Source organism: Nonomuraea fuscirosea (assembly GCF_003001935.1).
Classification (GTDB): domain Bacteria; phylum Actinomycetota; class Actinomycetes; order Streptosporangiales; family Streptosporangiaceae; genus Nonomuraea; species Nonomuraea fuscirosea.
In genome coordinates, this window is record NZ_PVNG01000003.1 from 406,815 (window position 1) to 433,093 (window position 26,279).

General features: G+C 70.2%; 20 protein-coding genes. 10 read left to right on the forward strand and 10 right to left on the reverse strand.

The genetic code is table 11. From position 1 onward, the window contains the following. Positions 1-61: 61 nt before the first annotated feature. The gene (locus B0I32_RS08915) at positions 62-487 is read right to left on the reverse strand and encodes a peptidase inhibitor family I36 protein (protein WP_181307172.1); all 426 of its coding nucleotides are present in this window, start codon (positions 485-487) and stop codon (positions 62-64) included. Between the two features lie 153 nt (positions 488-640). Continuing rightward, entirely contained in the window at positions 641-1,276 is a 636-nt protein-coding gene (locus B0I32_RS08920) for a DUF305 domain-containing protein (protein WP_106236661.1), read from the reverse strand. Between the two features lie 165 nt (positions 1,277-1,441). Here B0I32_RS08920 and B0I32_RS08925 point away from each other — a divergent pair, with 165 nt between their 5' ends. Further along, positions 1,442-2,839, forward strand: coding sequence for an LVIVD repeat-containing protein (locus B0I32_RS08925; protein WP_106236663.1), 1,398 nt, complete (start codon positions 1,442-1,444; stop codon positions 2,837-2,839). Between the two features lie 109 nt (positions 2,840-2,948). Further along, positions 2,949-4,382, forward strand: a complete 1,434-nt coding sequence (locus B0I32_RS08930; protein WP_106236665.1) for an LVIVD repeat-containing protein — start codon at positions 2,949-2,951, stop codon at positions 4,380-4,382. Positions 4,383-4,412: 30 nt separating this feature from the next. Here the strand turns inward: B0I32_RS08930 and B0I32_RS08935 are convergent, their stop codons facing one another. Further along, complete coding sequence (locus B0I32_RS08935) at positions 4,413-5,384, reverse strand: RDD family protein (RefSeq protein WP_106236667.1); 972 nt, start codon at positions 5,382-5,384, stop codon at positions 4,413-4,415. Between the two features lie 51 nt (positions 5,385-5,435). Between B0I32_RS08935 and B0I32_RS08940 the strand changes: the two genes are divergently transcribed. After that, positions 5,436-6,428 (forward strand): stage II sporulation protein M, encoded by a 993-nt coding sequence (locus B0I32_RS08940; protein WP_106236668.1) that lies wholly within the window; start codon positions 5,436-5,438, stop codon positions 6,426-6,428. 94 nt (positions 6,429-6,522) lie between these two features. Here the strand turns inward: B0I32_RS08940 and B0I32_RS08945 are convergent, their stop codons facing one another. From B0I32_RS08945 to B0I32_RS08965, 5 genes are all read right to left on the reverse strand, one after another. Continuing rightward, a complete protein-coding gene (locus B0I32_RS08945) occupies positions 6,523-7,893 on the reverse strand; it encodes a DUF58 domain-containing protein (protein WP_106236670.1) in 1,371 nt (456 codons plus the stop codon). Positions 7,894-7,981: 88 nt separating this feature from the next. Continuing rightward, entirely contained in the window at positions 7,982-8,962 is a 981-nt protein-coding gene (locus B0I32_RS08950; RefSeq protein ID WP_106236671.1) for an AAA family ATPase, read from the reverse strand. Continuing rightward, positions 8,952-10,187: a DUF4350 domain-containing protein gene (locus tag B0I32_RS08955; RefSeq protein WP_181307174.1), complete on the reverse strand. Its 1,236-nt coding sequence runs from the start codon at positions 10,185-10,187 to the stop codon at positions 8,952-8,954. Before B0I32_RS08955 ends, B0I32_RS08950 begins: the two co-directional genes overlap by 11 nt. Continuing rightward, positions 10,184-10,915 carry a DUF4129 domain-containing protein gene (locus tag B0I32_RS08960; RefSeq protein WP_181307176.1) on the reverse strand — a complete coding sequence of 244 codons (732 nt, stop codon included), beginning with the start codon at positions 10,913-10,915 and terminating at the stop codon, positions 10,184-10,186. Before B0I32_RS08960 ends, B0I32_RS08955 begins: the two co-directional genes overlap by 4 nt. Beyond that, on the reverse strand, positions 10,912-12,234 hold the full coding sequence (locus B0I32_RS08965) for a DUF7847 domain-containing protein (protein WP_245955692.1): 1,323 nt from the start codon (positions 12,232-12,234) through the stop codon (positions 10,912-10,914). Before B0I32_RS08965 ends, B0I32_RS08960 begins: the two co-directional genes overlap by 4 nt. A gap of 269 nt (positions 12,235-12,503) precedes the next feature. On the opposite strand from B0I32_RS08965, the gene mtrA reads away from it, so the two are divergent. The 6 genes from mtrA (at position 12,504) to B0I32_RS08995 (ending at position 19,824) form a co-directional block, all read left to right on the forward strand. Continuing rightward, on the forward strand, positions 12,504-13,181 hold the full coding sequence (gene mtrA / locus B0I32_RS08970; protein ID WP_106236674.1) for an MtrAB system response regulator MtrA: 678 nt from the start codon (positions 12,504-12,506) through the stop codon (positions 13,179-13,181). An 18-nt stretch (positions 13,182-13,199) separates the two neighbouring features. Next, on the forward strand, positions 13,200-14,978 hold the full coding sequence (gene mtrB / locus B0I32_RS08975) for an MtrAB system histidine kinase MtrB (RefSeq protein ID WP_106236675.1): 1,779 nt from the start codon (positions 13,200-13,202) through the stop codon (positions 14,976-14,978). Continuing rightward, positions 14,965-16,698 carry an LpqB family beta-propeller domain-containing protein gene (locus B0I32_RS08980; protein WP_106236676.1) on the forward strand — a complete coding sequence of 578 codons (1,734 nt, stop codon included), beginning with the start codon at positions 14,965-14,967 and terminating at the stop codon, positions 16,696-16,698. Before mtrB ends, B0I32_RS08980 begins: the two co-directional genes overlap by 14 nt. A gap of 200 nt (positions 16,699-16,898) precedes the next feature. After that, complete coding sequence (locus B0I32_RS08985; RefSeq protein WP_245955693.1) at positions 16,899-17,648, forward strand: ComF family protein; 750 nt, start codon at positions 16,899-16,901, stop codon at positions 17,646-17,648. A 604-nt stretch (positions 17,649-18,252) separates the two neighbouring features. Continuing rightward, entirely contained in the window at positions 18,253-18,921 is a 669-nt protein-coding gene (hpf, locus tag B0I32_RS08990) for a ribosome hibernation-promoting factor, HPF/YfiA family (protein WP_106236678.1), read from the forward strand. Positions 18,922-19,125: 204 nt separating this feature from the next. After that, positions 19,126-19,824: a response regulator gene (locus B0I32_RS08995; protein ID WP_106236680.1), complete on the forward strand. Its 699-nt coding sequence runs from the start codon at positions 19,126-19,128 to the stop codon at positions 19,822-19,824. An 857-nt stretch (positions 19,825-20,681) separates the two neighbouring features. Here B0I32_RS08995 and B0I32_RS09000 read toward each other — a convergent pair. Together B0I32_RS09000 and B0I32_RS09005 are read right to left on the reverse strand one after the other, a co-directional pair. Further along, positions 20,682-21,959 (reverse strand): winged helix-turn-helix domain-containing protein, encoded by a 1,278-nt coding sequence (locus B0I32_RS09000; protein WP_106236681.1) that lies wholly within the window; start codon positions 21,957-21,959, stop codon positions 20,682-20,684. Between the two features lie 1,013 nt (positions 21,960-22,972). Then, a complete protein-coding gene (locus B0I32_RS09005; RefSeq protein ID WP_106236683.1) occupies positions 22,973-23,233 on the reverse strand; it encodes an HGxxPAAW family protein in 261 nt (86 codons plus the stop codon). Positions 23,234-23,456: 223 nt separating this feature from the next. Here B0I32_RS09005 and secA point away from each other — a divergent pair, with 223 nt between their 5' ends. Then, complete coding sequence (secA, locus tag B0I32_RS09010) at positions 23,457-26,246, forward strand: preprotein translocase subunit SecA (protein WP_106236684.1); 2,790 nt, start codon at positions 23,457-23,459, stop codon at positions 26,244-26,246. Positions 26,247-26,279: the final 33 nt, after the last annotated feature.

A 26,279-nucleotide genomic window follows, 5' to 3' on the forward strand; every position in this document is an offset into this window, starting at 1 on the left:
GAGCGCGGGCGCCCGCGGCAGGGGCTGCCGCGGACGCCTCGCGGGCTTCTCCGGGCGACCTCTACCAGACGACCCGGTCGACGGTGTCGTTCAGCGGGAGCGGCTCCTCCAGGTGCTGGCCGGGGAAGAGCGGGCGGGGGCGGCCGCCCTGCTCGTCGACCAGCAGGGCGACGCCCGCCGTGCGGTTGGCCCAGGACGAGACGTTGTCGGCGGCGGTGGGGCCGCCGGACCCGTACATGGGCAGCCAGTGCAGGTCGACGACGTAGCCCGCGCCGATGCCGTACGCCGGGCCGGAGAAGCCGTAGTCGCGGTAGAGGCACAACGTGCCGGGCGGGCACGGCTCGCCGTCGCCGAGCTGGATCACGCCCGGCGGGAGCTGGGCGGCGACGGCGGGCGGCGCGGCGGGCAGGGCGGTGACGCCGGCCAGGGCCGCGGCGGCGGCGGTGACGATCAGGGCGCGGGCGAGTGCGGTGCTCAGGGACGGCACGATGCCTCCTCGGGGGCGGTTCGGTACTGACGCCCCACACTCTCGTGCACGCAGCGCGATCGGATAACTACTCAGGGTGATGTATTGCCGTAGCGTGCGGGTGACGCACGACCCACCGCCATGACCTGCGAAGACGTTGTAGGCTCGCGGGCTTCACGGCGCCCGCTGCAGCTCCTGCATGCGCCGGATCTCCGCCGCCTGGGTCACGCTGACGTCGCTCGCCAGCTCCTCGATCCGGATGTGGATCCCGCCGCCCAGCACCTGCTCGGACATCTTGATCGCCCCGAGGTGGTGGTTGATCATGAGCTGTAGGAACAGCTGGTCGAAGGCCTTGCCCGTGGCCGCCTTCAGCGCCTCCATCTGCTCCGGCGTGGCCATCCCCGGCATGCCCTCGTGCGCCGCGTGATGGTCGGGCACCTTCTGCTCCTGCTCCCGCAGCCACGAGGTCATGAACTGGATCTCCGGGCCCTGTGCGGCCTTGATCCGGTCGGCCAGGCTCTTGAGCTTCGCGGACTCGGCGCGGTTGGGGGCGAGCAGGGCCATGTCCATGGCCTGCCGGTGGTGCACGATCATGTCCTGGACGTACTTCACGTCCGCCGCGTTGGGCGTCTCGGAGGGCACGGCGGTGGCGGCCTCGCCCGGTGACAGCGTCCTGGCCTGCTCGCCCGGACGGCCCGGCGCGATCACGGGGGCGGTCGAGTCGGCCCGTGGAGCCTGGGGCGCCGTACTGGAGGTGCAGCCGGTGAGGACGACGACCAGGCTCGCGATCACGATGAGCGCAGCGCGCACTCAACCTCCTGACTGACTCGGTTCAGAATGCGCACTCTAGGTGATAAGGCCGCGGAAGAAAAGAGGGCGAAGCGTGACAAAAATTGACACGTTGGACGCTGGTCACGGAAGCGAAGAAAGGTGAGGATTACCTAGATTTATGCCCCCTTTATCGGAGGTTCCCGCGTGTTCACCCCCCGCAGGGCTCTCATCCTGCTCGCGGCGCTCGCCGCGATGTCCGGCGTCATCGCGCCGGCGCAGGCTGCGGACATCCCGGCTCCCGGCGAGATCGTCATGAGCCCGAACATCAAGCACGTCACCAATGTGCCCAAGCCAGAGGCCCTGGCCGACATCCACACGGACATGGCCTTCCAGGGCGACTACGCCTACGTGGGCAACTACTACGGCTTCTCGATCTACGACATCAAGAACCCCAAGCGCACCTCCCTGGTCAGCTCCGTGGTCTGCCCCGGCGGCCAGATGGACGTGTCGGTGTACGGCGACCTGCTGTTCGGGTCCGTCGACTCCTCGCGCAACAACGACTCGTGCAGCAGCACCGGGCAGAGCGCCACGATCAAGGAATCGTGGGAGGGCATCCGCATTTTCGACGTCTCCGACAAGGCCAATCCGCGGTATGTCAAGGCGGTCGAGACGAACTGCGGCTCGCACACGCACACGCTGGTGCCGGACCGCAGGCGGGAGAACGTCTACCTCTACATCTCCTCCTACAGCCCGAGCGACACGTACCCGGACTGTCGGCCGCCGCACGACCTGATCACCATCGTGAAGGTCCCGCTGCGCGACCCGGCGGCGGCCTCGGTCATCGCCACGCCGAACCTCTTCCCCGACGGCGGCTTCCCCGGCGTGCCGGGCCAGTACCCCGACGGCAAGTCGGCCACCACGGGCTGCCACGACATCACGGCCTACCCGGAGAAGGGCATCGCCGCGGGCGCCTGCATGGGTGAGGGCGTCCTGCTCGACATCCGCGACCCGGCGCGGCCCAGGGTCACCGCCACCGTGCGCGACGAGACGAACTTCGCCTTCTGGCACTCGGCCACGTTCAACAACGAAGGCACGAAGGTCATCTTCACCGACGAGCTCGGCGGCGGCACCAGGGCCACCTGCAACGAGGCCATCGGGCCCGTCAAGGGCGCGAACGCCTACTACGACCTCGTCCGCGGGCAGTTCGTGTTCCGGGGCTACTTCAAGATCCCGAGGCATCAGGACGACACCGAGAACTGCGTGGCGCACAACGGCTCGCTGATCCCGGTCAAGGGCCGCGACATCATGGTGCAGGCGTGGTACCAGGGCGGCATCTCGGTGGTCGACTTCACCGACTCCGCCCACCCGCGGGAGATCGCCTACTTCGAGCGCGGCCCCGACAACACCGCGCCGGCGCTCAGCGGCGGCTTCTGGTCCGCGTACTACTACAACGGCTACATCTACGGCTCCGACTTCAACCTGGGCCTCGATGTGCTGAAGCTCAACGACTGGCGGACGAACAAGGCCAACGGCGTCAAGATGCGCTCGCTCAACGCGCAGACGCAGGAGTCGTACCCCGATCGGGGCCACGGCCACCACTGACGGACCCCGGCGGCGGGGGCGCCCGCGAGGAGCCCCCGCCGCTCAGGCGTTCCCCCCGACATCCCTGGTTCCCGAGTTCCCAGAGGAATGTGATCAAGGAGGCTCCCGAGTGATCTCATTGCGCCGCTCCATCGTCGTGGCGGCGGCGGCCACAGCCTTAGCGCTGGCGGGCATGCCCGCGCTGGCCGCCGACATCCCGCCCCCCGACGCCGTGGTCACCAGCCCGAACGTGACCCACGTGCTGAACATCCCCAAGCCCGCCCCGATCGCCGCCACCATCAACACCGACATCGCCTTCCAGGGCGACTACGCCTACGTCGGCAACTACGGCGGCTTCTCGATCTACGACATCAGGAACCCCAAGCGGGCCAGGGCCGTCAGCTCGGTCGTCTGCCCCGGCTCCCAGATGGACGTCAGCGTCTACGGCGACCTGCTGTTCGCCGCCGTCGACTCCTCGCGCAACAACGACTCGTGCAGCAGCACCGGGCAGAGCGCCACGATCAAGGAATCGTGGGAGGGCGTCCGCATCTTCGACGTCTCCGACAAGGCCAACCCGCGCTACATCAAGTCCGTCGAGACCAACTGCGGCTCCCACACCCTGACCCTGGTGCCGGGCAAGGGCCGCGACCAGAACAAGAACGTCTACGTCTACGTCTCGTCGTACCTGCCGCAGGCGGACTTCCCCGACTGCCAGCCGCCGCACGACAAGATCTCGATCATCAAGGTGCCGCTCAGGAACCCGACCGCGGCCGCGGTGGCCTCCACCCCGGTCGTCTTCCCCGACGGCGGCAACGAGACCCAGCCGGGCCTGCTGGTGCCGACCACCGGCTGCCACGACATCACCGTCTACGCCGAGAAGGACATCGCGGCGGGCGCGTGCATGGGTGACGGCGTGCTGTTCGACATCCGCGACCGGCTGAACCCGAGGGTCACGGCCAGGACCACGGACCCGAACTTCGCGTTCTGGCACTCGGCCACGTTCACGAACGACGCCAGGAAGGTCGTCTTCACCGACGAGCTCGGCGGCGGCGGAGCGGCCACCTGCAACGAGGCGACGGGGCCGAACCGCGGCGCGGACGCGATCTACGAGATCGTCCGCGGCAAGCTGGTGTTCAAGAGCTACTTCAAGATCCCGCGGTACCAGGCCGACAGCGAGAACTGCGTCGCGCACAACGGCTCGCTGATCCCGGTCAAGGGCCGCGACATCATGGTGCAGGCCTGGTACATGGGCGGGCTGTCGATCTGGGACTTCACCGACGCCTCGCGGCCGAGGGAGATCGGCTACTTCGAGCGCGGTCCGCGCTCGGACGGCAGCGGCGGTGGCATCTGGTCCGCCTACTACTACAACGGTTACATCTACGGCGCCGACTTCAACGAGGGGCTCGACGTCATCAAGATCGACGACCGGCTCACCGACGGCGCCAGGCACGTTCGTACCGACAGGTTGAACGTCCAGACGCAGGAGTCGTTCCCCGGCGGTGGCCACGGTGGCCCCGGCGGCGGTCACGGCGGCGGTCACGGTGGTGGCCACGGCGGCTGGTGAGGTGACGGCTCGTCCGCCCTCTGGCCGCGCTCACTGAGGTGGTGCGAACCCGCCCGGAGTCGCCTGCGGCGGCTCTGGTGCGGGTGCGGGCGACGCCTGCGGCGGCGGGGGATACCCGGCGGGCGGCCCCTGCGGCGAAGGCATCGGAGGTGCGTACGGACCGGGCGGCGCGTACGCCCCCGGCCCGGACGGCGCGGCAGGCCCGTACGGCCCCGGAGGAGGCCCCGGAGGGCTCTGGGGCGGCGGGACGGTCCCCATCCGCTGTGCGAAGCGCACCTGCTCCCTGCGCCGGCGCTCGGCGAGCACGGCGCTCAGGTACGCGTGCGGCGGCACCCCGGCCGGCGCGGCGGGCGAGACGAACGCCGCCACCTGGGTCGCGATCCGCACCCCCATGTCGTGCTGGACCTGCGGCGAGAGCTGATGCCATCGCGCCAGGTACTGCCTGGCGGCCTGCGCGGCCTCGTCCGGCAACTGGGAGAGCTCCAGCGTGGTGGCCCAGCCGGCCAGTGGCGGCGGCATCGCGATGACCTGGCCCGACTCGCGCGGCGCCCGGTCGGAGATCACGATGGTGCCCGCGAACACGTCGCCGAGCCGCTTGCCCCGCTTGGAGACCAGCGACGCGATCAGCGCGGGCGCCCCGGCCAGCACCCAGAACTCCAGCACCCCCGCCAACCCGCGGAACAACGCCTGGCGGAAGCGCACGGGGCTGCCGTCGTCGCCGACCACCCGCAGCCCGAGCGCCAGCTTGCCGAGGCTGCGCCCCCTGGACAGGCTCTCGAAGATCACCGGGTAGCCGATCAGGACCAGCACCGTCAGCAGGATCATGACGGCGGCGTACATGGCGAAGTCGGTGACCCCCGCGAACGCGCCTAAGAGCGCGTTGATCGCGACCAGGATGACGAACTGCGTGGCCAGATCGATGATGATCGCCAGCGCGCGGGAGGGCATCTGGGCGACCCGCACCTCGACGACGACCGCGTCGCCGGTCACAACCTCTGACATATGTGGAGCCTAACGGCTCTGCCCTGGTGATTGAGCGGCCAGAATGTTCGGGTGGACATCGATGCGTTCGTCACAGCACACCGCCCCGTGTGGGATCGGCTCGACCACCTGGTCAAGAACCGGTCGTCGCTGACCGGCGACGAGGTGGACGAGCTGGTCGAGCTCTACCAGCGGGTGTCCACGCATCTGTCCATCGTCCGCTCCGCCGCCGAGGACCCGATGGTGGTCGGGCGGCTGTCCGCGCTGGTGGCCAGGGCCAGGTCCGCGGTCACCGGGGCGCACACCCCGGCCTGGCGGGAGCTGACGCGCTTCTTCACGGTGTCGTTCCCCGTGGTGGCCTACCGGGCGCGGTGGTGGTGGCTGGGCAGCGCGCTGGCCTTCCTCGCGGTCGCGTGGGCGATGGGCGCGTGGGTGGCGGCCAACCCCGACGTCCAGGCGACGATCGCCAGCCCCGACGAGATCACCCGGCTGGTCAACGAGGACTTCGCCGACTACTACTCCGAGCACCCTGCCGCCTCCTTCGCCAACCGCGTCTGGATCAACAACGCCTGGGTCTCGGCGCAGATGATCATGTACGCGGTGGTGCTCGGGCTGCCGATCCCGTTCGCGCTGTACTCCAACGCGGCGAACGTGGCCGTCTCGGGCGGGCTGATGGCCTCCAGGGACAAGCTGGACATCTTCTTCGGCCTGATCCTGCCGCACGGGCTCCTGGAGCTGACCGCCGTGTTCCTGGCCGCGGCCGTGGGCCTGCGCCTCGGCTGGACGGTCATCGACCCCGGCCCGCGCAGACGCGTCGAGGCGCTGGCGGAGAACGGCCGGGCGGTGATGAGCGTGGCGCTGGGGCTGGTCGTGGTGCTGTTCGTGTCGGGGCTGATCGAGGCGTTCGTGACCCCGTCGGGGCTGCCCACGTGGGCGCGCGTGGGCATCGGGGTGCTCGCCGAGGTGGTCTTCCTCACGTACGTGATCGTCTTCGGGCGGCGGGCGATGCGGCAGCACGAGACCGGCGACATCGAACGCGCCCCCGACGTCGCCCCCTCAGCCTGAAACTCCCGGAAACGGACAGCGGCCGCCAGGGCTCGGCGCCGGCACACAGGACGCGGACGCCGGCTCAGCGGACGCCGGCTCAGAGGCGGCCGGCTCAGAGGCGGCCGGCCGCCTTCAGCGCCAGGTACGCGTCCGCCAGCGCCGGCGCGATCTCCTCCGGGGGCGCGTCCACGACCTCGACGCCGTGCCGCCGCAGCCTGGCCGTGATCCGCCTGCGCCCGAGCTGCGCCTGCTCGGCCGCCGCCGCGTCGTACACCTCCTCGACCGACCCCCTGCGGCCCGCCATGGCCGCCACCCGCGGATCGGACACGCCGGCCACCAGCACCAGGTGCCGCGAGGACAGCTGCGCCAGCACCGGCATGAGCCCCTCGTCCATGGCCGCCGAGTTGAGGTCGGTGAGCAGCACGACCAGGCAGCGCCGCTTGGCCCGCGACAGGATCGAGGCCACCATGCCCTGAGCGTCGGCCTCGATCAGCTCCGCCTCGATCGGCGCCATCGCGTTGACCAGCATCGACAGCAGCTCGGTGCGGGACGCGCCGCTCACCCAGGCGCGCACGGCGCGGTCGTAGGCGAGGAAGTCGACCTGGTCGCCGGCCCTGGCCGCCAGCGCGGCCAGCAGCAGCGCCGCGTCCATCGACCAGTCCAGGCGCGGCCAGCCGGGCGCGGGCCGGGAAGCAGGGGGTGCGAGCAGGCCGGTGTTCGCCTCCGTCCCGGCCATGGGGACGGGCGCGTCGCCCACCCGGCCCGCCGAGGTGCGGCCGGTGTCGAGCACGATCAGCACGCGGCGGTCGCGTTCCGGCCGCCAGGTGCGGACGACGACGTCGTGGCGGCGCGCGGTGGCCCGCCAGTCGATGGAACGCACGTCGTCGCCCACGACGTACTCGCGCAGCGAGTCGAACTCGGTGCCCTGCCCGCGTACCAGCGCCGGATGCTGCCCGTCGAGCTCGCGCAGCCTGGCCAGCCTCGACGGCAGGTGCTTGCGCGACAGGAACGGCGGCAGCACCCGTACCGTCCACGGGGCCCGGTGGCTGCCCTGGCGCGCGGCCAGGCCCAGCGGCCCGACGGAACGCACGGTCACCGCCACGGATGAGCGGTCGCCCCGCCGGGTCGGGGTGAGCGTCACGACGATCCTGCGGCGCTCGCCGCCCAGCACGTCCAGCTCGGCCTCCCGGGGCGCGGCGCCCGCCGACGGCGGCCACGCGTCTCTGAGCAGGCCGCGTACGCGCCGCTTGCCCGGGTTCTCGACCACCAGCTCCACCGTCGCCTGCCCGCCCAGCCGGACCAGGGTCTCGCCGGAACGGTGCAGCCGCAGCGGGCGCACGGCCCCGGCGAACGCCAGATCGACCACGATCCCCGAGGCCAGCAGCAGACACACCCCGGCCAGCGCGGCACCGGGGCGCGGCGCGAACAGCACCACGACGATCCCGGCCAGCGCGATCAGCCCGGTACGTCCGGTCAGCGCCATCGGTTCCACCCGCCCTGTCGGCTCGCCCGCTCTGTCAGCTCGTTCGCGGGCATCGGCTCGCTCACGGGCATCGGCTTGTTCGCGGGCATCAGCGCGGGACCGGGACCGAGGCGAGGATGCCGTCGAGCAGGCCGTCGGCGGTCGCCCCCTCCAGCTCGGCCTCGGGCCGCAGCTGCACCCGGTGCCGCAGCGCCGGCCTGGCCAGCGCCTTCACGTCGTCGGGGGTCACGTAAGGGCGCCCGGACAGCCACGCCCACGCCCGCGCCGCGGCCAGCAGCGCCGTGGCGCCACGCGGCGAGACGCCGAGCTGCAGCGAAGGGGAGCTCCTGGTCGCGCGGGCCACGTCCACGACGTAGCCGAGCACCTCGGGGGCCACCCGCACCTGCGCCACCGCCTCCCGCCCCGCCGCCAGGTCGGCGGCCGTGGCCACGGCCTTGACCTCGGACAGGTCACGCGGGTCGAAGCCGAGCGCGTGCCGCTCCAGCACCGAGATCTCCTGCTCGCGCGGCGGCAGCGGCACCGTCAGCTTGACCAGGAAGCGGTCCAGCTGGGCCTCGGGCAGCTGGTAGGTGCCCTCGTACTCGACCGGGTTCTGCGTCGCGCACACCATGAACGGATCGGGCAGGCGCCTGGCCGCGCCCTCCACGCTGACCTGCCGCTCCTCCATCGCCTCCAGGAGCGCCGCCTGCGTCTTCGGCGGGGTGCGGTTGATCTCGTCGGCGAGCAGCAGGTTCGTGAACACCGGCCCCTCGCGGAACTCGAACTCCGCCGTACGCGTGTCGTAGATCAGCGATCCCGTCACGTCACCCGGCATCAGGTCGGGCGTGAACTGGACCCGCTTGAAGTCCAGGGACAGCGCCGCCGACAGCGTCCGCACCATCAGCGTCTTGGCCACGCCGGGCACGCCTTCGAGCAGCACGTGCCCTCCGCACAGCAGCCCGATGACCAGCCCCGTCACCACCGCGTCCTGGCCGACCACGGCCTTGGACACCTCGGCACGCAGCGCACCCAGCGCCTCCCTGGCCGAGTCGCCCGAGGCCGTCACCCGGTATGCATCCTCAGAGTTCACTCAACTGCCTTTCGATGAAGTCCAGATATCCGGCCAGCGCGACGAGCCCCGCGTCGTCGGTCGGAGGCGGGCCGTAGAGCGCGGTGCCGACCTGGTGGGCGTCCTGTCCCGTACGGGCGGCGATGGCCGCGACGACCTCGTGCTGCCCGGCGCCCGACCCGAGCCCCAGCCTGGGCGCGAGCCGGTCGATCGTGCCCGCCCGCAGCGACGCGGCCGCCCGGCCCCTGGCCCGCCTGGCCCGGTAGAGCCGGCCGCGGCCCTCGACGGTCTCGGCCGCCCTGACGACGACGGGCAGCTTCTCCGTCACCACGGGCCCGAGCCGCCGGCCCCGCCAGAACGCGGCGACGGCCACGGCGATGATCGCCATGTAGATGGCCCAGCGGATGCTCTCCGGCATCAGGTCGTAGATCGACTTGCCGCTTTCGCCCGGCAGGTCCACGGCGGGCGGGTCGGCCGGGCGGGCCAGCCACACGACGCTCTTCCCGGTCTGGAGCAGGTTGATCGCCAGCGCCGCGTTGCCGTCCTCGGCCAGGCGCTGGTTGGTCATGAAGCTCCCGTCGCCGACCACGGTGGTGACGCCGCCGTCGGCCTGGAAGCGGACGAGCAGATGCCCGTCCTCGACCGGGAAACAGCCGACCGTGCCGGCGGGACCGCGCATCGCGAGGCCGCCGATGTGCACGCTGCCGGCCGCCGCGGCCGCGGGCAGGCCGCATTCGGGCTCGCGGGAACGCGAGCGGTTGTCGCCCGGCTCGATCCGCACCCCCGGGGCCACGCGCTCCATGTACGGCAGGGGGCCGACGACGAGGCGGTCACCCGGGAGCCTGGCCAGTTCCTCCTCGTCGTAGTACGTGAGGTCGGTGATGACCAGCAGCTTGTCGCCTGCGGCGGCCTTCTCCGCCGCCGCCTGCGCCGATCCGACCCGCTCGACGGTGACGCCCCGCCCGCGCAGGATCTCGGCCAGGGCCTTGGACCCGGCGAGTGAGGTGTCGTCGGGGTCGAGCGGACGGGACTCGCCACGGCCGGGGGCGAGCAGGACGCCGATCACCGCGATGAGCACGACCAGCACGCCCAGCAGCACGATCAGGCGGCTGGAGCGCCAGGCGGAGCGGGCGGTGGGGGAGGTCGAGTAGGAGCCCTGGCCGTTCGCGCCCTGCGGGGCGGGAGAGGTCGCGGGGCCGGCCTGCGGCGGTGCTCCGGTGTCGGCCGGACGCGCGAAGATGCTCATCCCGCCGCGCCCTCCGTCCCACCAGCCGCGGGACCGCCGATGGGGCCTGTGCCGGGACCGCCCGCGGGGCCTCCGCCTGCGGGGCCTCCATCGGCGGGGCCTCCGAGCGCGGCGCCGGCGGTCGCGAGCGGGGCCGGGCGGGCCTGGCGCAGGCGGTCGTCGAGGCTCGCCATCCGCTCGTACGCCTCCCGCGTCCCCATGATCCCGCCATACGTCACGTCGTCGAACGACCGGGCGGCCGTCGCCAGTTCCCCGGCGAAGCCGGGCAGTGACCACGACGCCTCGGTGGCGAGTTCGTGGGCCGTCCGCCCCGGCATGCCGTCCACGATCGCCCGCTCCTCCAGGTCGCGGGCGATGGCCCGCAGCCGCTCCTGGACCGCCTCGGTCCACGCGCTCTCGGCGGCCAGCCGCTCGGCCTCGCGCCGGTGGTCGGCCGCGTTCATCGTCCGGCCGCCGAATAGCCCGCTCACGCCCGGCGGGCGGCGCCGGCTCGTCCTGCGCAGCCGCCAGGTGATCAGCGTCATCACCCCGATCAGGATCAGCACGATCAGCGCCGCGGCGATGATCCCGCCCGTCGAGCCGCCGCCGCCGACCGCGTCGACGAGGTCGCCGAGGAACTGCGACACCCGCCGGTGGATCAGGTCGATCAGCGCTTCCTTCTCGTAGGCGGGGTCGAGGAGCTCGCGCGCGGCCCTGCCCGCGGCCTCGCCCCTGTCGACCGGGTTCACGACCCGGCGGAGTTGGACGGGTGCCAGAGCTCGTCGGCCGAGGCGTGCACCCATCCCTGGCGCTGCTGCTCGACGGCGGCCGTCTGCAGCACGAGGTCGAACGCCTCGCTGCGCATGCGCCGGTCGGCGTACAGCAGGCCGGCGACGCCGGCCTCGAACGGGTAGGTGAACATCGACCCGAGCGTGGCGCCGATCGTGATCAGCACGGCGGAGACGACGGTGGTGGTCGCCGAGCCGGCGCCGAACATGCCGAACATGGTGCCGGCCAGCGTGAACGGCACCGTCAGGACGCTCGCCACGAGGCCCACGAGCAGGGACGTGAGCAGCAGGATGCCGAAGCAGCGCCAGAAGTCGCCGCTGACCAGGTGCCACGAGCGGCGCATGGCGTCGAGCGGACCCCTGCCCTCCAGCACCACGGCGGGGGAGGCGAGGGCGAAGCGGGTCCTGAAGTACAGGTAGTAGGCGAGGTAGAGGATGACGAACAGGATCGAGACCAGGGCGATCCAGCCGGCGCCGGAGCTGGAGGCGCCGGCCGCGAGCGCCACGATGAGCCCGACGAAGACGATCAGCGGCACCAGCATGATGACGGCCATCAGGCCCACCACGCCGAACAGCGCGGGCACCCGGCCCTTGACCAGCCGCCACGACTCGCCCGCGCTGATGTTGCCGCCGAACACGGCCCGGCCGAGTATGCGGGTCAGCACGCCGGTCAGCAGCGTCACCACGACGAACTGGATGGCGTAGGAGATGATCGAGCCCACGTACTGACCGGCGACGCCGTAGATGGTGGTGAGCTCGCTCTCGGCGCTGGAGACGCTGCCGGGGTCGGACAGGATGCCGCTCATGGAGTTGAGCACGAACACCTGGCCGATGGCCAGCGGCACGGCGGCGAGCAGGGCGGCCACGGCCGACAGCCCGAGCACGGCCTTGGGGTTGGACCGAATCAGCTTGATCGTGCCGTCGAGGATGTCGCCGAGGCCGAGCGGGCGCAGCGGGATGATCCCCGGCCGCAGCGCCGGCGCGTGGGGGCCGTAGCCGGGGGCCGGATGCGGGCCCCAGCCCTGGGCGGGCGGCTGGTGCGGCGGATGTTGCTGATGTTGCGAATGGTGCGGATGGGGCGGATAGGGTGGCTGGGGTCCGAGCGGGTCGGGCTGCTGCTGCGGCGGGGCGTCCCTGTACGGCTGTCCGTAGGGCACCTGCTGCTGTGGCTGCGCGCCAGGCGCGGTCCACGGCGAGGCCGGCGGGGCGCTGTAGGGCGGGGGCTGTTCGGCCGACCAGCCTGATGGCGTCTCGGGCGTGGGACCGTGACCGTCTGACATATCCCAATCCTGGCACGCTGGGCGGGGCATTGGTGTCGCGGAGAGGATTCGCGATGTCATCTTGACGGCATTCATGGAGGAATCCGGGCAAGGTTCGCGTCCGGGGATGGCCGAAAGTCGCTGTGTTACCGCAGACTGAGATTGCGGTCGCGGGGGCGGACCTAAAATTCGCCTTTTGCAGGGCTCAGGTCACACTCATGGGCCGACCAAGGGTAACCTTCAGCGATCGTGCGGGTATGTCCCACAATGCGTAGAACGAATGAGGGGCCATGAAAGGTCGCGTGCTGGTCGTCGACGACGACGCCGCTCTCGCCGAGATGCTGGGGATCGTGCTGCGAGGGGAAGGCTTCGAGCCGTCATTTGTGTCCGACGGCGACAAGGCCCTCGACGCGTTCCGGGATACACGCCCGGACCTGGTGCTGCTCGATTTGATGCTGCCGGGGGCCGACGGCATCGACGTCGCGCGCAGGATCAGGGCGGAGTCGGGGGTTCCGATCGTCATGCTCACGGCCAAGAGCGACACGATCGACATCGTGCTCGGTCTTGAATCGGGTGCCGACGACTACATCGTCAAGCCGTTCAAGCCGAAGGAACTGGTGGCCAGGGTGCGGGCGCGGCTGCGCCGTACCGACGAGCCGACCCCGGAGATCCTGCAGATCGGCGACATCACCATCGACGTGGCCGGTCACTCGGTCAAGCGCGGCGAGGAGACCATCAACCTCACGCCCCTGGAGTTCGACCTGCTGGTGGCGCTGGCCCGCAAGCCGCGCCAGGTGTTCACCCGCGAGGTCCTGCTCGAACAGGTGTGGGGCTACCGGCACGCGGCCGACACGCGGCTGGTCAACGTGCACGTGCAGCGGCTCAGGGCCAAGATCGAGAAGGACCCCGAGCACCCCGAGATCGTGGTGACGGTACGCGGCGTCGGCTACAAAGCCGGCCCCGCCTAACCCTCGCAGCGCCCTGCCATGCCCCCGACCAGGAAGAAGAGATCCCGCCGACGGACGCTCCGCCAGATTCTCGGAGGCGTTCGCCGGCGGATCCGCCGTGCGGCGGGCAGGACGCGCAGCATCTGGCGGCGCTCGCTGCACCTCCAGGTGGTCACCAGCACGCTGGTGATCTCGGTGATCGTGGTCGTGGTGCTCGGGACGTTCCTGTTCCAGCAGATCAACAACTCGGTCGTGCAGAGCAGCCAGCAGTCCTCCTCCGGCGAGGCGACCGCCGACCGGCTGCGGATCGCCGACGCGCTCGCTCCCGAGACCGACGATCCGGCCAAGGCCGCCGACGGCGGCGACAAGGGGGCGGCAGACCCGCTCGACGACGTCATGGACACCATCACCGGCTCCCGCGACGACGCCTCGGAGAAGCGCTACGAGGTGCTGGTCCTCAATCTGACCAATCCCGGCAAGTCGCGCGCGTCCAACAGCGTCGAGCCCGCCAACGTGCCGGTGGGGCTCCGGCTGAGCCTGCAGCGCAACATCCGCGAGTACAAGTACGACAAGACCGTCGGCTTCATCCAGTCGATCAGGCTCGCCGGCGAGAGCCAGCCGCAGCTGCGCTTCGTCGTCGGCGGCATCGTCCACGTGCTGCCGACCGGCGAGAACTACGAGGTCTACCACTTCTTCCCGTTCAACGAGGAAGAGGAGCTGCTGACCAACGTCAGGCTCGCCATCGTCGTGGTCGGCCTGGGGCTCGTGCTGCTGCTGGCCGCCATCGCCTACCTCGTCGCCCGCCAGGTCGTCAGCCCCGTGCGCCTGGCGCGCGAGGCCGCCGAGCGGCTGGCCGCCGGCAAGCTGGACGAACGCCTCAAAGTGCGTGGTGAGGACGACCTGGCCCGGCTGGCGAACTCGTTCAACGAGATGGCCGCCAACCTGGCGCTCAAGATCCACCAGCTCGAGGAGCTCTCGCAGGTCCAGCGGCAGTTCGTCTCCGACGTCTCCCATGAGCTGCGCACGCCGCTCACGACCGTGCGGATGGCCGCCGACCTGCTGTACGACGCCCGCGAGGACTTCGACCCCATGGCCGCCCGCTCGGCCGAGCTCATGCAGGCGCAGCTGGAGCGGTTCGAGTCCATGCTGACCGACCTGCTGGAGATCAGCCGCTACGACGCGGGCGCGGCCACGCTCGACCTCGACTCCGTGGACGTCCGCGACGTGGTGCTGCGGGCGATCGGCGACTCCGAGGCGCTGGCCGAACGCCACACCACCCGCTTCGAGCTGCGGCTGCCCAACGAGCCGTGCATGGCCGAGATCGACAACCGGCGGGTCGAGCGGATCCTGCGCAACCTGCTGTTCAACGCCATCGAGCACGGCGAGGGCAGGGACGTCGTGGTCACCGTGGGGGCCGACAGGGACGCGGTGGCCGTCGCCGTACGCGACCACGGGATCGGGCTCAAGGCCGGCGAGGACACGATGGTGTTCGACCGGTTCTGGCGGGCCGATCCGTCGCGGGCCAGGACCATCGGCGGCACCGGGCTCGGGCTGGCGATCTCCCGCGAGGACGCCACCCTGCACGGCGGCTGGCTGCAGGCGTGGGGGCAGCCCGGCGAGGGCTCCCAGTTCCGGCTGACCCTGCCCAGGGTCGCCGGGTCCGACCTGAAGGGCTCGCCGCTGTCGCTGGTGCCGCCCGAGATCGAGATGCGCCGCACCTGGCGCACCGCCATGACGCCCGTGCTGCTGCCCGCGTCAGGAGACGGTGCCGGCTTCGACGGCACCGCGTACGACAGGGCCGGATATGACGAGGATTAGGCGGCTCGGCGCGGCGGTCGCGCTCGCGGTCACGGTGGTCTGGGCGGGCTCCGGCTGCACCGTGATCCCCGTGAGCGGCCCGTACACCGTGAACGACCAGGGCGCGGGCGATCCGCTCAGCAAGCCGTTCCACCGCATGATCGCCATCAAGCCGCAGCCCAACTGGGGCGTCGACGAGACCATGAGGGGCCTCCAGGCCGCCATGGCCGCCTACGCGGACGACCCGTCCATCCTGCTCAGCTACCTCACCCCCGAGGCGCGCGCCAAGTGGAGCGCCGCCGGGCCCGTGACGGTGGTCGAGGACGCGATCGACGTCGTCCCGCCGCCGCCGCGCGAGGCCACGGACCCGGTGCTCAAGGTCTGGCTCAAGGGCAAGTACGTCGCCCGCATCGACGAGGACGACACCTACACGCCCACCGGCGGGTCGTGGGGGCAGCCGTTCGACCTGGTCAAGGCGCCCCAGGGCGGTTTCCTGGTCAAGAGCCTGCCCCCGGGGCTGGTGCTCACCAGGGCCGACGTGCGGCGCGCGTACCGGCCGACCAACCTCTACTACCTCAACCGCAGCCTCCAGGACCGGCTGGTGGTCGACCGGGTCCGGCTGCGGCTGAAGACGACGGAGAGCTTCGCGCAGACGGTGCTCGAACGGCTGCTCAAGCCGCCGACCGCGACCCTGAAGGACGCGGTGACCTCCAGCCTGCCCGAAGGCACCACGATCGAGTCGATCAGGTCGGGCGAGGGCGGCGAGCGCGTCGTGGTCAACCTGTCGGGTCCGCTCGACCTCAGCTCCAGAGACGCGCTCAGGGCCCAGATCAAGTACAGCCTGAACATGAACGACGTCGCCAAGGGCCGCACGATCGAGATCCAGGCGAACGGCGAGCCGTACACCACCGCCCTGGCCAACACCGACGAGACCTGGCTGGACGACAGCGGCAAGACGGCCTACTACGTCACCAAGGGCGCGATCCACTACCTCAGCAAGGACGGCCCGGGCGGCGTCGTGGCCGGCGCGGCGGGGGAGCAGCGCGACGGCTACAGCGACTTCGCCGTCTCCAAGGAGGAGAACGGCAACTCCCTGGTCGCCGCCAAGACCTCCACCGGCATCTCGGTGGCCGCCATGGTGCCGCAGGGGCGCTGGCAGGAGGTCATCCACGGCAAGGGCGCCGACTTCACCGCGCCCACCTGGCACCGCGACGGCTCCCTGTGGACCTACGACCGCAAGAACTCCGTGCTGCTGCGCTACGACCCCTCCAGCGGGCGCGGGGCCGAGCCGGTCGAGGCGCCCAACCTGGCCGGGCTCGACGTCACCCGGCTGCGGATCGCCAGGGACGGCGTCCGGGTCATGGTGATGACCGGGCGCAACACCGTCCAGATCAGCGCGCTGACCGGGGAGGGGCCGCAGATGAAGCTGGGCAACCTGCGGGCGCTGACCACGACGAACGAGGCCGACAAGATCATCGACGTGAAGTGGGGGGACGAGGAGCACCTGCTCGTGCTCGTGCAGAGCCAGGCCGGGCACATCCTCACCGAGATCAACGTGGGGGACGGGGAGAGCACCGGGGTGCCGCTGACCGAGCGGCTGCAGTCGGTGGCGGCGCTGGGGGACCGGGTGCTGGCGGAGACCGACAAGGGGGCCAAGCTGCTCGAACTCAACCAGGACCGGCAGACCTGGACCCCCAAGATCGACTCAGACGGGGGCGCTCCCCTGTTCCCTCTCGGCTGATCCCCGCTCCTCCGTCGGCCCTGGGCCCTGCGGTGGTCCTGCGTCGGCCCTGTCCCCGTCTCCGCGGTGGTCCTGCGTCGGCCCTGCCCGCGTCTCTGTGGTGGCCCTGCGTCGCCCTGCCCCGTTTCCGCGATGGCCGCGGAGCAAGCTCATGGGGCCGGAACCGGGTGGCCGCGGGACAACCGCGCTGGACGAGACGCATGGGGCCGGAACTGTCGGTGGCGGCGGGCATGCTGGGCCGCGTGCTCAGCGCCGTACTGGACCTGGTCCTGCCCTCCTCCTGCGCCGGCTGCGGCGGCCAAGGGGCGTCGTGCTGCCCGCGCTGCTTCGGCGCACTGACCGCCGCGCCCGCCGCACGCCTGCCCGACCCGGTTCCGCGCGGCCTGCCCGACTGCTGGTCGGCGGCCCGCTATGAGGGGGCGGTGCGCCGGCTGGTCGTGGCGTACAAGGAGCGGGGGCTCGTGGTGCTGGCGGGCGTTCTCGCGGAGGCGCTGACCCACACGGTCGTGGCGGCCGTGCGCGAGGGCGGGCATCGGCTGCCGGACCGCGGGCTCGTCGTGGTGCCGGTGCCCAGCGCGTGGCGGAGCCGCAGGGGCAGGGGGCACGACCACGTGGGCCGGCTGGCCGGGCTCGTCGCCGGGCGGCTTCGGCAGGCCGGGCTGGCGGCCGAGGTGTGGCGGGGGCTGCGGCACACCGGGCGGGTGGCCGACCAGGCGGGCCTGAGCGGCCCTGAGAGGGTCGCCAACCTCGCCGGGTCCCTCCAGGTCGCTCCGGCCGCGAACGGCCCTCCAGGAGCCTTTGCGCTGCTCGTGGACGACATCGTCACGACCGGCGCCACCCTGGCCGAGGCGGCGCGGACGCTGCGGTCGTCCGGCCTGCGGGTGCCGCTGGCGGTGACCGTCGGCGCGACACGCCGAAGATCTCAAAAGAGTTACGGTGACGGTCGGTAAAGAAAGATCCAATTCATGTCTCTAGCCGGAGGGTGACATGTCGCTACCCCACGTGCCGTGGTATAGCAGCTCAGCGGATGGGAGGCCCGTGCCGATAAGGGGTGCCGATCGGTTAAACAGGGCGCCGGAAGGCGCTCTCCGGCCCGCCGGATCTCACCCAGCGTGATCTATCCTCCGATCCCCCCGGCTGACATTCGTGCTGGATACGGATAGCGTTCTGACATGGCACCCGTTCGGGTCCGTGGTTGCGCAGGGTCGGGGTTCCCGGCTCTGCTAGCCGATGCCAGCCGCAGGCAAAACGGTCCACGTAAGGCGACTCTTTGTCGACCGATCACGGTGCGGCTTAGGGGTAAGTCCTGCCTTCCCGGGGGTCCAGATGTCCCCCGCCAGAAGAGAAGGGCAGTAGTGGCAACAGAGCTGCGAGACCCTCAGCAGGCGAATGTGGGGTCGAAGACCAGGTCGGCCGGACGGGTGCCCTCCGAGTTCCCGGTGAAGCCTAGTCGGAAGAGGGTAACGGTGACAGGAAGGCAGACAGAAGACCTCGTCCGGCACGCACGTCGTCGGGCGCTCTCGCTCAGTCGTTAGACCGAAGGGGGGCTGTTGCATGGACATCATCGTCAAGGGCCGGCACACAGGAGTGAGTGACCGGTTCCGAGACCACGTGACGACCAAGCTGGCCAGGATCGAACGTCTGGACAACAAACTCATCCGAGTCGATGTGGAGGTGTCGAAGGAACGCAACCCGCGCCTCGCCGGACAGCGAGAGCGCGTCGAGCTCACCATTCACTCGAAAGGACCGGCCATCCGCGCCGAAGCCTCGGCCGACGACCGGTTCGCAGCCCTCGACCTGGCACTCGACAAGCTGGAAGGCCGCCTCAGGCGACTGGCCGACCGGCGCAAGGTTCACCACGGCAACCACTGCCCGCCCTCGGTGGCGGAGATCACCGCGACCATCCCCGACACCGGCGACCTGGCCCAGGCCAAGCGGACGGCCGTCCCCGAGCAGGCCGACGCCGAGGACGACGAGCTGCGGGAGAAGCGCGACAAGCTCTACGACGACATCGTCCCCATCGAGATGGACGGCGACGGGCCGCTCATCGTACGGGAGAAGTACCACCGGGCCGAGCCCATGACCATCGACCAGGCCCTCCTCGAGATGGAACTGGTCGGACACGACTTCTATCTGTTCCGTGACAAGGAGAGCGGCCAGCCGTGCGTCGTCTACAACAGACGCGGGTACAACTACGGCGTGTTGCGGCTCATAGAGCCCTGATCGCGCGCTAAAAGATCTTCTCGACCACCCGAGAACCGCGGGTACGTGCCATCATGGCGGTTCAACGGCTCTGGCCCCCCGACGAGGAGGAGACGTGAGCGAGCTCAGTCAGGCGCAGATGAGCGAGCGAAGCGAGGGAAAGGCAGGCGCGAGGCGGATCGTCGCCAGGCGGACCGAGGTCGCGAGGCGGAGCAGGGAGGCCTTGTGACCGAGTCCGGCGAGGTCCGTACGCCGGCGAGCGAGCCGATCCGCGTGCTGATCGTCGACGATCACGAGCTGATCAGGCGCAGCCTGGCGCTGGCGCTGGCCGCGGAGCCAGACATCGAGGTGGTCGGTGAGGCGAGCGACGGGCAGGAGGCGGTCGAACTGGCCGATCGCCTCATGCCTGACGTCGCCCTCATGGACGTCCGCATGCCCCGGCAGGACGGGATCGAGGCGACGAAGGGCATCAAGGCCTCGGTCCCCAGCACCCGCATCATCATGCTGACGGTCAGCGACGAGGAAGAAGACCTCTTCGAGGCCATCAAGGCGGGCGCCACCGGCTACCTGCTCAAGGACGTCCAGATCAACGACGTACCGGCCGCGGTGCGGGGCGTGCACGAAGGACAGTCGTTAATCAACCCGGCGATGGCGGCCAAGCTCATCAGCGAGTTCGCCAACATGAGCCGCAAGGAAGCCGAGCGCCCACCCCAGCTCCCCGTCCCCCGCCTGACCGACCGGGAGATGGAGGTGCTGCGACTGGTGGCCAAGGGCATGAACAACCGCGAGATCGCCAAGCAGCTGTTCATCTCGGAGAACACGGTGAAGAACCACGTCCGCAACATCCTCGACAAACTGCAACTGCATTCGAGGATGGAGGCCGTGGTGTACGCGGTCCGAGAACGCATGCTCGAAATCACCTGACCCAGCCGCACTGCAAAAGCGCCCCACAGCCGAACCCACCCCCAGCCCCCGATGCGAACCCGAACACGTCCCACTCCAGGCAGGCGCGAACCCCCACAGCCTCCGACGCCGCCTGAAAGCGGACACGAACGGGCTTCGACGTCGGTTTCAGCGGACACGAGCGGGCTTCGACGCTGGCCGAAGCGGACGTATTCAGGCTCCGACGTCGGCGAGCCGAGACGTGACCCGGCCCCGACACCCCCCGAGACGAAGCCAAGGGGCTCCGTCGCCGGCCGGAAGGGCTCGGCCAAGGGGCTCCGTCGCCGGCCGGAACGACTCGAACAGCCCCCGCCCTCATGCCGCTCGCCTTACGCTGTGGTGCCCCCATCCCGCGTCAGCCAGAGACGGCGCCCGCCTCGCTCCCCGTGTTGCAGGCGTAATTGAGGAATGCGGTGGGTTGGTGTCTCGCCGAGTGGTGGATCAGCGATCCTGCCACGTGTCGTCCAGCCCTGAATTAGATGCTGCTGTCCGAGACGGCGGTCAGTCCCCGGTCAGCCGAGGCGGACCGAACAGGACGGGCGCAGCCGAGGCGGACGGGCACCGTCCTGTGCCGATCGTTTGCGTGCTCGTTCAGCGCTGTGTTGGAGTGCCGAACCGCGCCCCACTCTGCTCGCGGATGCATGTGTCCCAGCCTGCATCGTGGTTTTGAACCCCGGCCTTCGCCCCCTGCGCCGTCTTGCCCCGTCCGCGTCCGAGTGCGGAAGTGCGCCCCAGTGCGTTCGGCGTTCGCGTCTCAGGTCGCCATTGAACGGCTGCCCCCGCTCTCGCTCTCGGACGTCCGCGAACCCGGAGCGTGCAGGGGGAAGGCGAGGCTGGGGTCAGAGGGTGGCGGGTGAGTTGAGGGCGGGCAGGAGTTGTGGGGGGTCGGTGCGTTCGACGCGGACGGCGTCGCAGCCCACCCAGTCGGCGGCCGACCACAACGCTTCTCGTAAGGCGTCGGTCCACTTGGCGGGGGAGAGGCCGGGTTCGAGGCTGAGCTGTCTGGCCACCAGGGTTGAGCCTTCGCGGGCCGGGTCGACGCGGCCGATCAGGCGGCCGCCGGCCAGCACCGGCATCGTGAAGTAGCCGTGGACGCGCTTGTGCTTCGGGACGTAGAGCTCCAGCGTGTAGTTGAAGCCGAACACCCGCTCCGTGCGGCCCCGGTGCCAGATGAGCGAGTCGAAAGGCGACACGAGCGTCGTACGGTGGCGCCCGCGCGGCTCCGACTCCAGGGCGGCCGGGTCGGCCCACGCGTTGCCCTGGCCCTTCTTGCCCGGCCAGCCGGTCACGGTCACCGGCACCAGGCCGGCCGCGCCGCTGAGCAGGACCTCGTCGAGGATCGCGGCGTAGCGGCCCTTGAGGCGCAGGAAGTCGATGAGGTCGGTGCGGTTGGCCACGCCCAGCGAACGGCCCGCGATCGCGGCCAGGCGGACGACGCACTCCTCGTCGGACAGGTCTTCAGCCAGCAGCTCCGCCGGAACGACGCGCTCGGCCAGGTCGTAGACGCGGCGCCAGCCGACGCGGCGGGTGCAGACCAGCTCGCCGATGTCGAGCAGCCACTCCAGGCCGATCTTCGAGTCGGACCAGTCCCACCACGGGCCGCCGTTCTTCGCGCCGCCCACGTCGGAGGTCGTCAGCGGGCCCGACTCGCGCACCTGGTCGAGCAGCTTCTCGACGCCCTCGGGGACCTGGTGCCAGCGCTGGCGCTTGTCGCGGAACGCCCGGCGGCGGAACGCGTAGAGCGGCCAGTGCTCGATGGGCAGGATGCAGGCGGCGTGGCACCAGTACTCGAAGCTCTGGGCCGGATCGTGCCAGTAGGCGCGCTCGATCTTGGGACGGCCGACCGCGCCCAGCCGGGCATAGGCGACCAGCTCGTGCGAACGGGCCAGGACCGAGATCGTGTCGAGCTGCACGGCGCCCAGCCTGCGCAGCATGCCGTGCACCCCGCCCTTGCGGGCGTCGGCGCCGATGAAGCCCTGCGACCGGAGGATGATCCGGCGCGCCTCGTCGGCGGTCAGATCCGTGAGCCCGCTCGCGGTGGTCAGGCCGGTCTCGCCGATCGAGCTGGTCTCGCCAGTTGCGTTGGTCACGCGGGTCACGCCGGTCACATCGCTCATGGCTGGCCGTCCGTACGGAAGTGCATGTGTGAAATCTAGCGGTGGGAACCGACAGAATCGGACCGGGTGGGTGTGGCCGGGGGCCGCAGAGTGCAGAGTGGTGCGGTTGCTCTGCCCGCTCGGCTCGGTTCGCCCAGGCTCGCGATGTGTGACGGGGCCCTTGATCTGTGACGGGGCCCGTGATCTGTGACGGGGCTCGTGACTCGCGAGGAGGTTGGCGATGTGCGACCAGGTCGTTGGTCCAGCACGCACGGGCTCGTTGATCGTTCAGTGCGCGAGGCCAACCCGATGGTCAAGGGCTCGCTCAGGGCGCGGAGATGGCCTGACGTGCGGGGCCTTGTCCCGTGTTCAGGGGCCGGTGTGTGCGAGGGCTCGCTGCATGCCGGGGGCTGGCACGGTGTGCGGGGCTCGTCCAATGCGTGGAGACGGGCGCGGAGGCGACACGCTGGCGGTTCTGTGCGTGGGGCTGGCCCGATGTGCACCGAGGGCCTGATGTGTGCGGGGGTGGCCAGATGTGCCGGAAATGCGCCTCATGCGAAGTCGGCCCGATGTGCGGCGTCCCAGCGCGGGGAGGCTGACCCGATGTGCGGAGCTGATCCCCATGTGTGGATCGCTGACTGAGCTGCTCCGCTTTGACGGACACCATCGTCGTGGCGGTCAGGCTGCTACGGCGGTTTCGTGGTCGGCCGGGGCCGGAGGGTGCGCTGAGAAGAGAAACCATGGGAAGACGAGCGCAAACAACGCCCGGAACGGCATGATCCCCATGCGCGGGCGGATCCCCTTGGGGGTGGGGCTGGGCCCGAAGTGTGGAGTGTTCGTGCCGTGCGTAGGGGTGTCTGGACCGTGAGGGCTCCTGGGGCGTCATCGGCCGGGTCAGGCCGCCGTTGGGGCGGTGCGGGTTCCACACACCGTGAGGGCTCCTGGGGCGTCATCGGCCCTGGGGTGGGTGGTGGCGGGCGGCCCCGTGGTGGGGCGCCCGCCGGAACCGGGTGTTCGGAGCGGGGTCCTGGTGGTCAGCGGTGGTCTTCGGCGCGCATGCCCACCCGGGGCGCGTCGATCACGACATCGGTGAAGATGTCGAAGACCAGGGCGAGGATTCCGCCGACGACGAACACCCCGGCGCCGATCCAGACGAGTGTCCAGTTGGCCGCCGTCAGCCCGAAGCCGGCGACGACGGTTCCCACCAGCATCACCGTCACCGCGAGCCACGAAGAGGCCCGCCCGCCGTGGCTGCCGAGATTCTCCGTCTGCTCCGACTTCTTCCCCTCAACCATGACTAATCCTTCCTTTGCCGGTAATCCCGCTATTGGTGCGAGCCGGCTCTCAACCGGCATACCCTCTGCCTTGAGTCATTCTCCCAGACCCGTTCCGCGCCCTCGCCGTCACGGTGGCTGTGTCTGGTTGCAGAACCGCCTACGATGGCAAGCGGGGAAGTTTGTCTCGGCCTCTCCTCCTGGCGGCGCCGCCGGGGTAGACCTGCGAGGAGCTTTACATAAAGTGGCAGCCATTCTCGACAAGATCCTACGTGCCGGCGAAGGCAAGATCCTGCGCAAGCTCAAGCGGATCGCAGACCAGGTCAACTCCATCGAGGACGACTTCACGAGCCTGTCCGACGCGGAGTTGCGTGCGCTGACGGACGAATTCAAACAGCGCCATGCTGACGGCGAATCTCTCGACGATCTGCTTCCCGAAGCGTTCGCGACCGTGCGCGAGGCGGCCCGCCGCGTGCTCGGCCAGCGGCCTTACGACGTGCAGATCATGGGTGGCGCCAACCTGCACATGGGCAACATCTCCGAGATGAAGACGGGTGAGGGCAAGACCCTCACGTGTACGCTCCCGTCCTATCTCAACGCGATCTCCGGCAAGGGCGTCCACGTCATCACGGTCAACGACTACCTGGCCAAGCGTGACGCCGAGACCATGGGCCGCATCCACCGCTTCCTCGGCCTGGAGGTCGGCTGCATCGTCTCCGGCCAGCAGCCGGAGGAGCGGCGCAAGCAGTACCAGGCCGACATCACCTACGGCACCAACAACGAGTTCGGCTTCGACTACCTGCGCGACAACATGGCCTGGTCGCTCGACGAGTGCGTGCAGCGGGGCCACAACTACGCGATCGTCGACGAGGTCGACTCGATCCTGATCGACGAGGCCCGCACCCCGCTGATCATCTCCGGCCCCGGCGAGCAGTCGGGCAAGTGGTACACCGAGTTCGCCAAGATCGTCCCCCGTCTGCGCAGGGGCGTCGAGGCGAAGAACCCGGGCGAGGAGAGCACCGGCGACTACATCGTCGACGAGAAGAAGCGCACGGTCGGCATCCTCGAGTCCGGCGTGGAGAAGGTCGAGGACTGGCTCGGCATCGACAACCTCTACAAGCCCGAGCACACCCACCTCGTCGGCTTCCTGAACAACGCGCTCAAGGCCAAGGAGCTGTTCAAGAAGGACAAGGACTACATCGTCGCCGACGGCGAGGTCCTGATCGTCGACGAGTTCACCGGCCGCATCCTGCACGGCCGGCGCTACAACGAGGGCATGCACCAGGCCATCGAGGCCAAAGAGGGCGTGAAGATCAAGGACGAGAACCAGACTCTCGCCACGGTCACCCTGCAGAACTACTTCCGCCTCTACGGCAAGCTGGCCGGCATGACCGGCACCGCGGCCACGGAGGCCAACGAGTTCCACCAGACCTACAAGCTCGGCGTGGTGCCCATCCCGACCAACCGGCCGATGGTCCGCAAGGACCAGGCCGACGTGGTCTACAAGACCGAGGACGCCAAGTTCAACGCCGTCGTCGAGGACATCAAGGAGCGTTACGAGGCCGGCCAGCCGGTGCTCGTCGGCACCACCTCCGTCGCGAAGTCCGAGCGGCTGTCCAAGGCGCTCAAGCGGCGCGGCGTGCAGCACGAGGTGCTCAACGCGAAGAACCACGCGCGTGAGGCGTCGATCATCGCCGAGGCGGGCCGCAAGGGCGCCGTCACCGTGGCCACCAACATGGCCGGTCGAGGCACCGACATCATGCTGGGCGGCAACTCCGAGTTCCGCGCCGACCTGGAGCTGCGCCAGCGCGGGCTGGACCCGGTCGAGACGCCGGAGGAGTACGAGAAGGCCTACCCCGAGGCGCTGGAGAAGGCCAGGGCGGCCGTCAAGGCCGAGCACGACGAGGTCACCAAGCTCGGCGGCCTCTACGTCCTCGGCACCGAGCGGCACGAGTCGCGCCGCATCGACAACCAGCTGCGCGGTCGTTCCGGCCGTCAGGGCGACCCCGGCGAGTCGCGCTTCTACCTCTCGCTCGGCGACGACCTGATGCGCCTGTTCAACTCGGCCAGGGTCGAGATGATCATGACCAGGCTGCAGATCCCCGACGACCAGCCGATCGAGTCCGGCATCGTCTCCAAGGCCATCGCCTCCGCCCAGCACCAGGTCGAGCAGCAGAACTTCGAGATCCGCAAGGACGTTCTGAAGTACGACGAGGTCATGGACCGCCAGCGCAAGGTCATCTACGCCGAGCGCCACCGCGTGCTCGAAGGCGCCGACCTGCACGAGCAGGTGCGCGGCTTCGTCGGTGAGGTGATCGAGGGCTACGTCGACGGCGCCACGGCCGAGGGCTTCGCCGAGGAGTGGGACCTCGAGAAGCTGTGGAAGGCGTTCGGCGAGCTCTACCCGGTCTCCGTCAGGATCGACGACGTCGTCGAGGAGGCAGGCAGCCGCGAGGAGCTCACCGCCGAGCTGCTGACCGAGAAGATCAAGGCCGACGCTCTGGCCGCCTACGACCGGCGCGAGGAGGAGTTCGGCGCGGAGACCATGCGCGACCTGGAGCGCCGGGTGATCCTCTCCGTGCTCGACCGCAAGTGGCGCGAGCACCTCTACGAGATGGACTACCTGCGCGAGGGCATCGGCATGCGGGCCTACGCGCAGAAGGACCCGAAGATCGAGTACGCCCGCGAGGGCTTCGAGATGTTCGCCGCGATGCTCGAGGGCATCAAGGAGGACTCCGTCGGGTTCCTGTTCAACCTCGAGGTCGAGGTGCAGGAGAACCCGATCGTCGAGGAAGAGGACGCGGTGCTGGCGGAGACCCGCTCGATCATCGCGCGCGGCCTGCGCGGGCCGGACCGGCCCGCCGAGCTCGAATACTCGGCGCCCGGTGAGCAGGGCGACGTCGAGCACGTCAAGGTCCGCACCACTCAGGCGGAGCGGGCGGCGTACGGCAACGTGGAGCGCAACGCGCCCTGCCCGTGCGGTTCGGGCAAGAAGTACAAGCGCTGCCACGGCGACCCGAAGAACGCGGCCTGAGGTTAGGGTTTTCGGAGACCCTCGCTTTCCGTG

Coding starts and splice junctions, on each gene's coding strand:
- B0I32_RS09000 (WP_106236681.1), bottom strand. CDS start 21,959: ATGAGCGATGTGACCGGCGTGACCCGCGTGACCAACGCAACTGGCGAG.
- B0I32_RS08955 (WP_181307174.1), bottom strand. CDS start 10,187: ATGAGCATCTTCGCGCGTCCGGCCGACACCGGAGCACCGCCGCAGGCC.
- B0I32_RS08980 (WP_106236676.1), top strand. CDS start 14,965: ATGACGAGGATTAGGCGGCTCGGCGCGGCGGTCGCGCTCGCGGTCACG.
- B0I32_RS08985 (WP_245955693.1), top strand. CDS start 16,899: ATGGGGCCGGAACTGTCGGTGGCGGCGGGCATGCTGGGCCGCGTGCTC.
- mtrB (WP_106236675.1), top strand. CDS start 13,200: ATGCCCCCGACCAGGAAGAAGAGATCCCGCCGACGGACGCTCCGCCAG.
- B0I32_RS08945 (WP_106236670.1), bottom strand. CDS start 7,893: ATGGCGCTGACCGGACGTACCGGGCTGATCGCGCTGGCCGGGATCGTC.
- mtrA (WP_106236674.1), top strand. CDS start 12,504: ATGAAAGGTCGCGTGCTGGTCGTCGACGACGACGCCGCTCTCGCCGAG.
- B0I32_RS08965 (WP_245955692.1), bottom strand. CDS start 12,234: ATGTCAGACGGTCACGGTCCCACGCCCGAGACGCCATCAGGCTGGTCG.
- B0I32_RS08935 (WP_106236667.1), bottom strand. CDS start 5,384: ATGTCAGAGGTTGTGACCGGCGACGCGGTCGTCGTCGAGGTGCGGGTC.
- B0I32_RS09005 (WP_106236683.1), bottom strand. CDS start 23,233: ATGGTTGAGGGGAAGAAGTCGGAGCAGACGGAGAATCTCGGCAGCCAC.
- hpf (WP_106236678.1), top strand. CDS start 18,253: ATGGACATCATCGTCAAGGGCCGGCACACAGGAGTGAGTGACCGGTTC.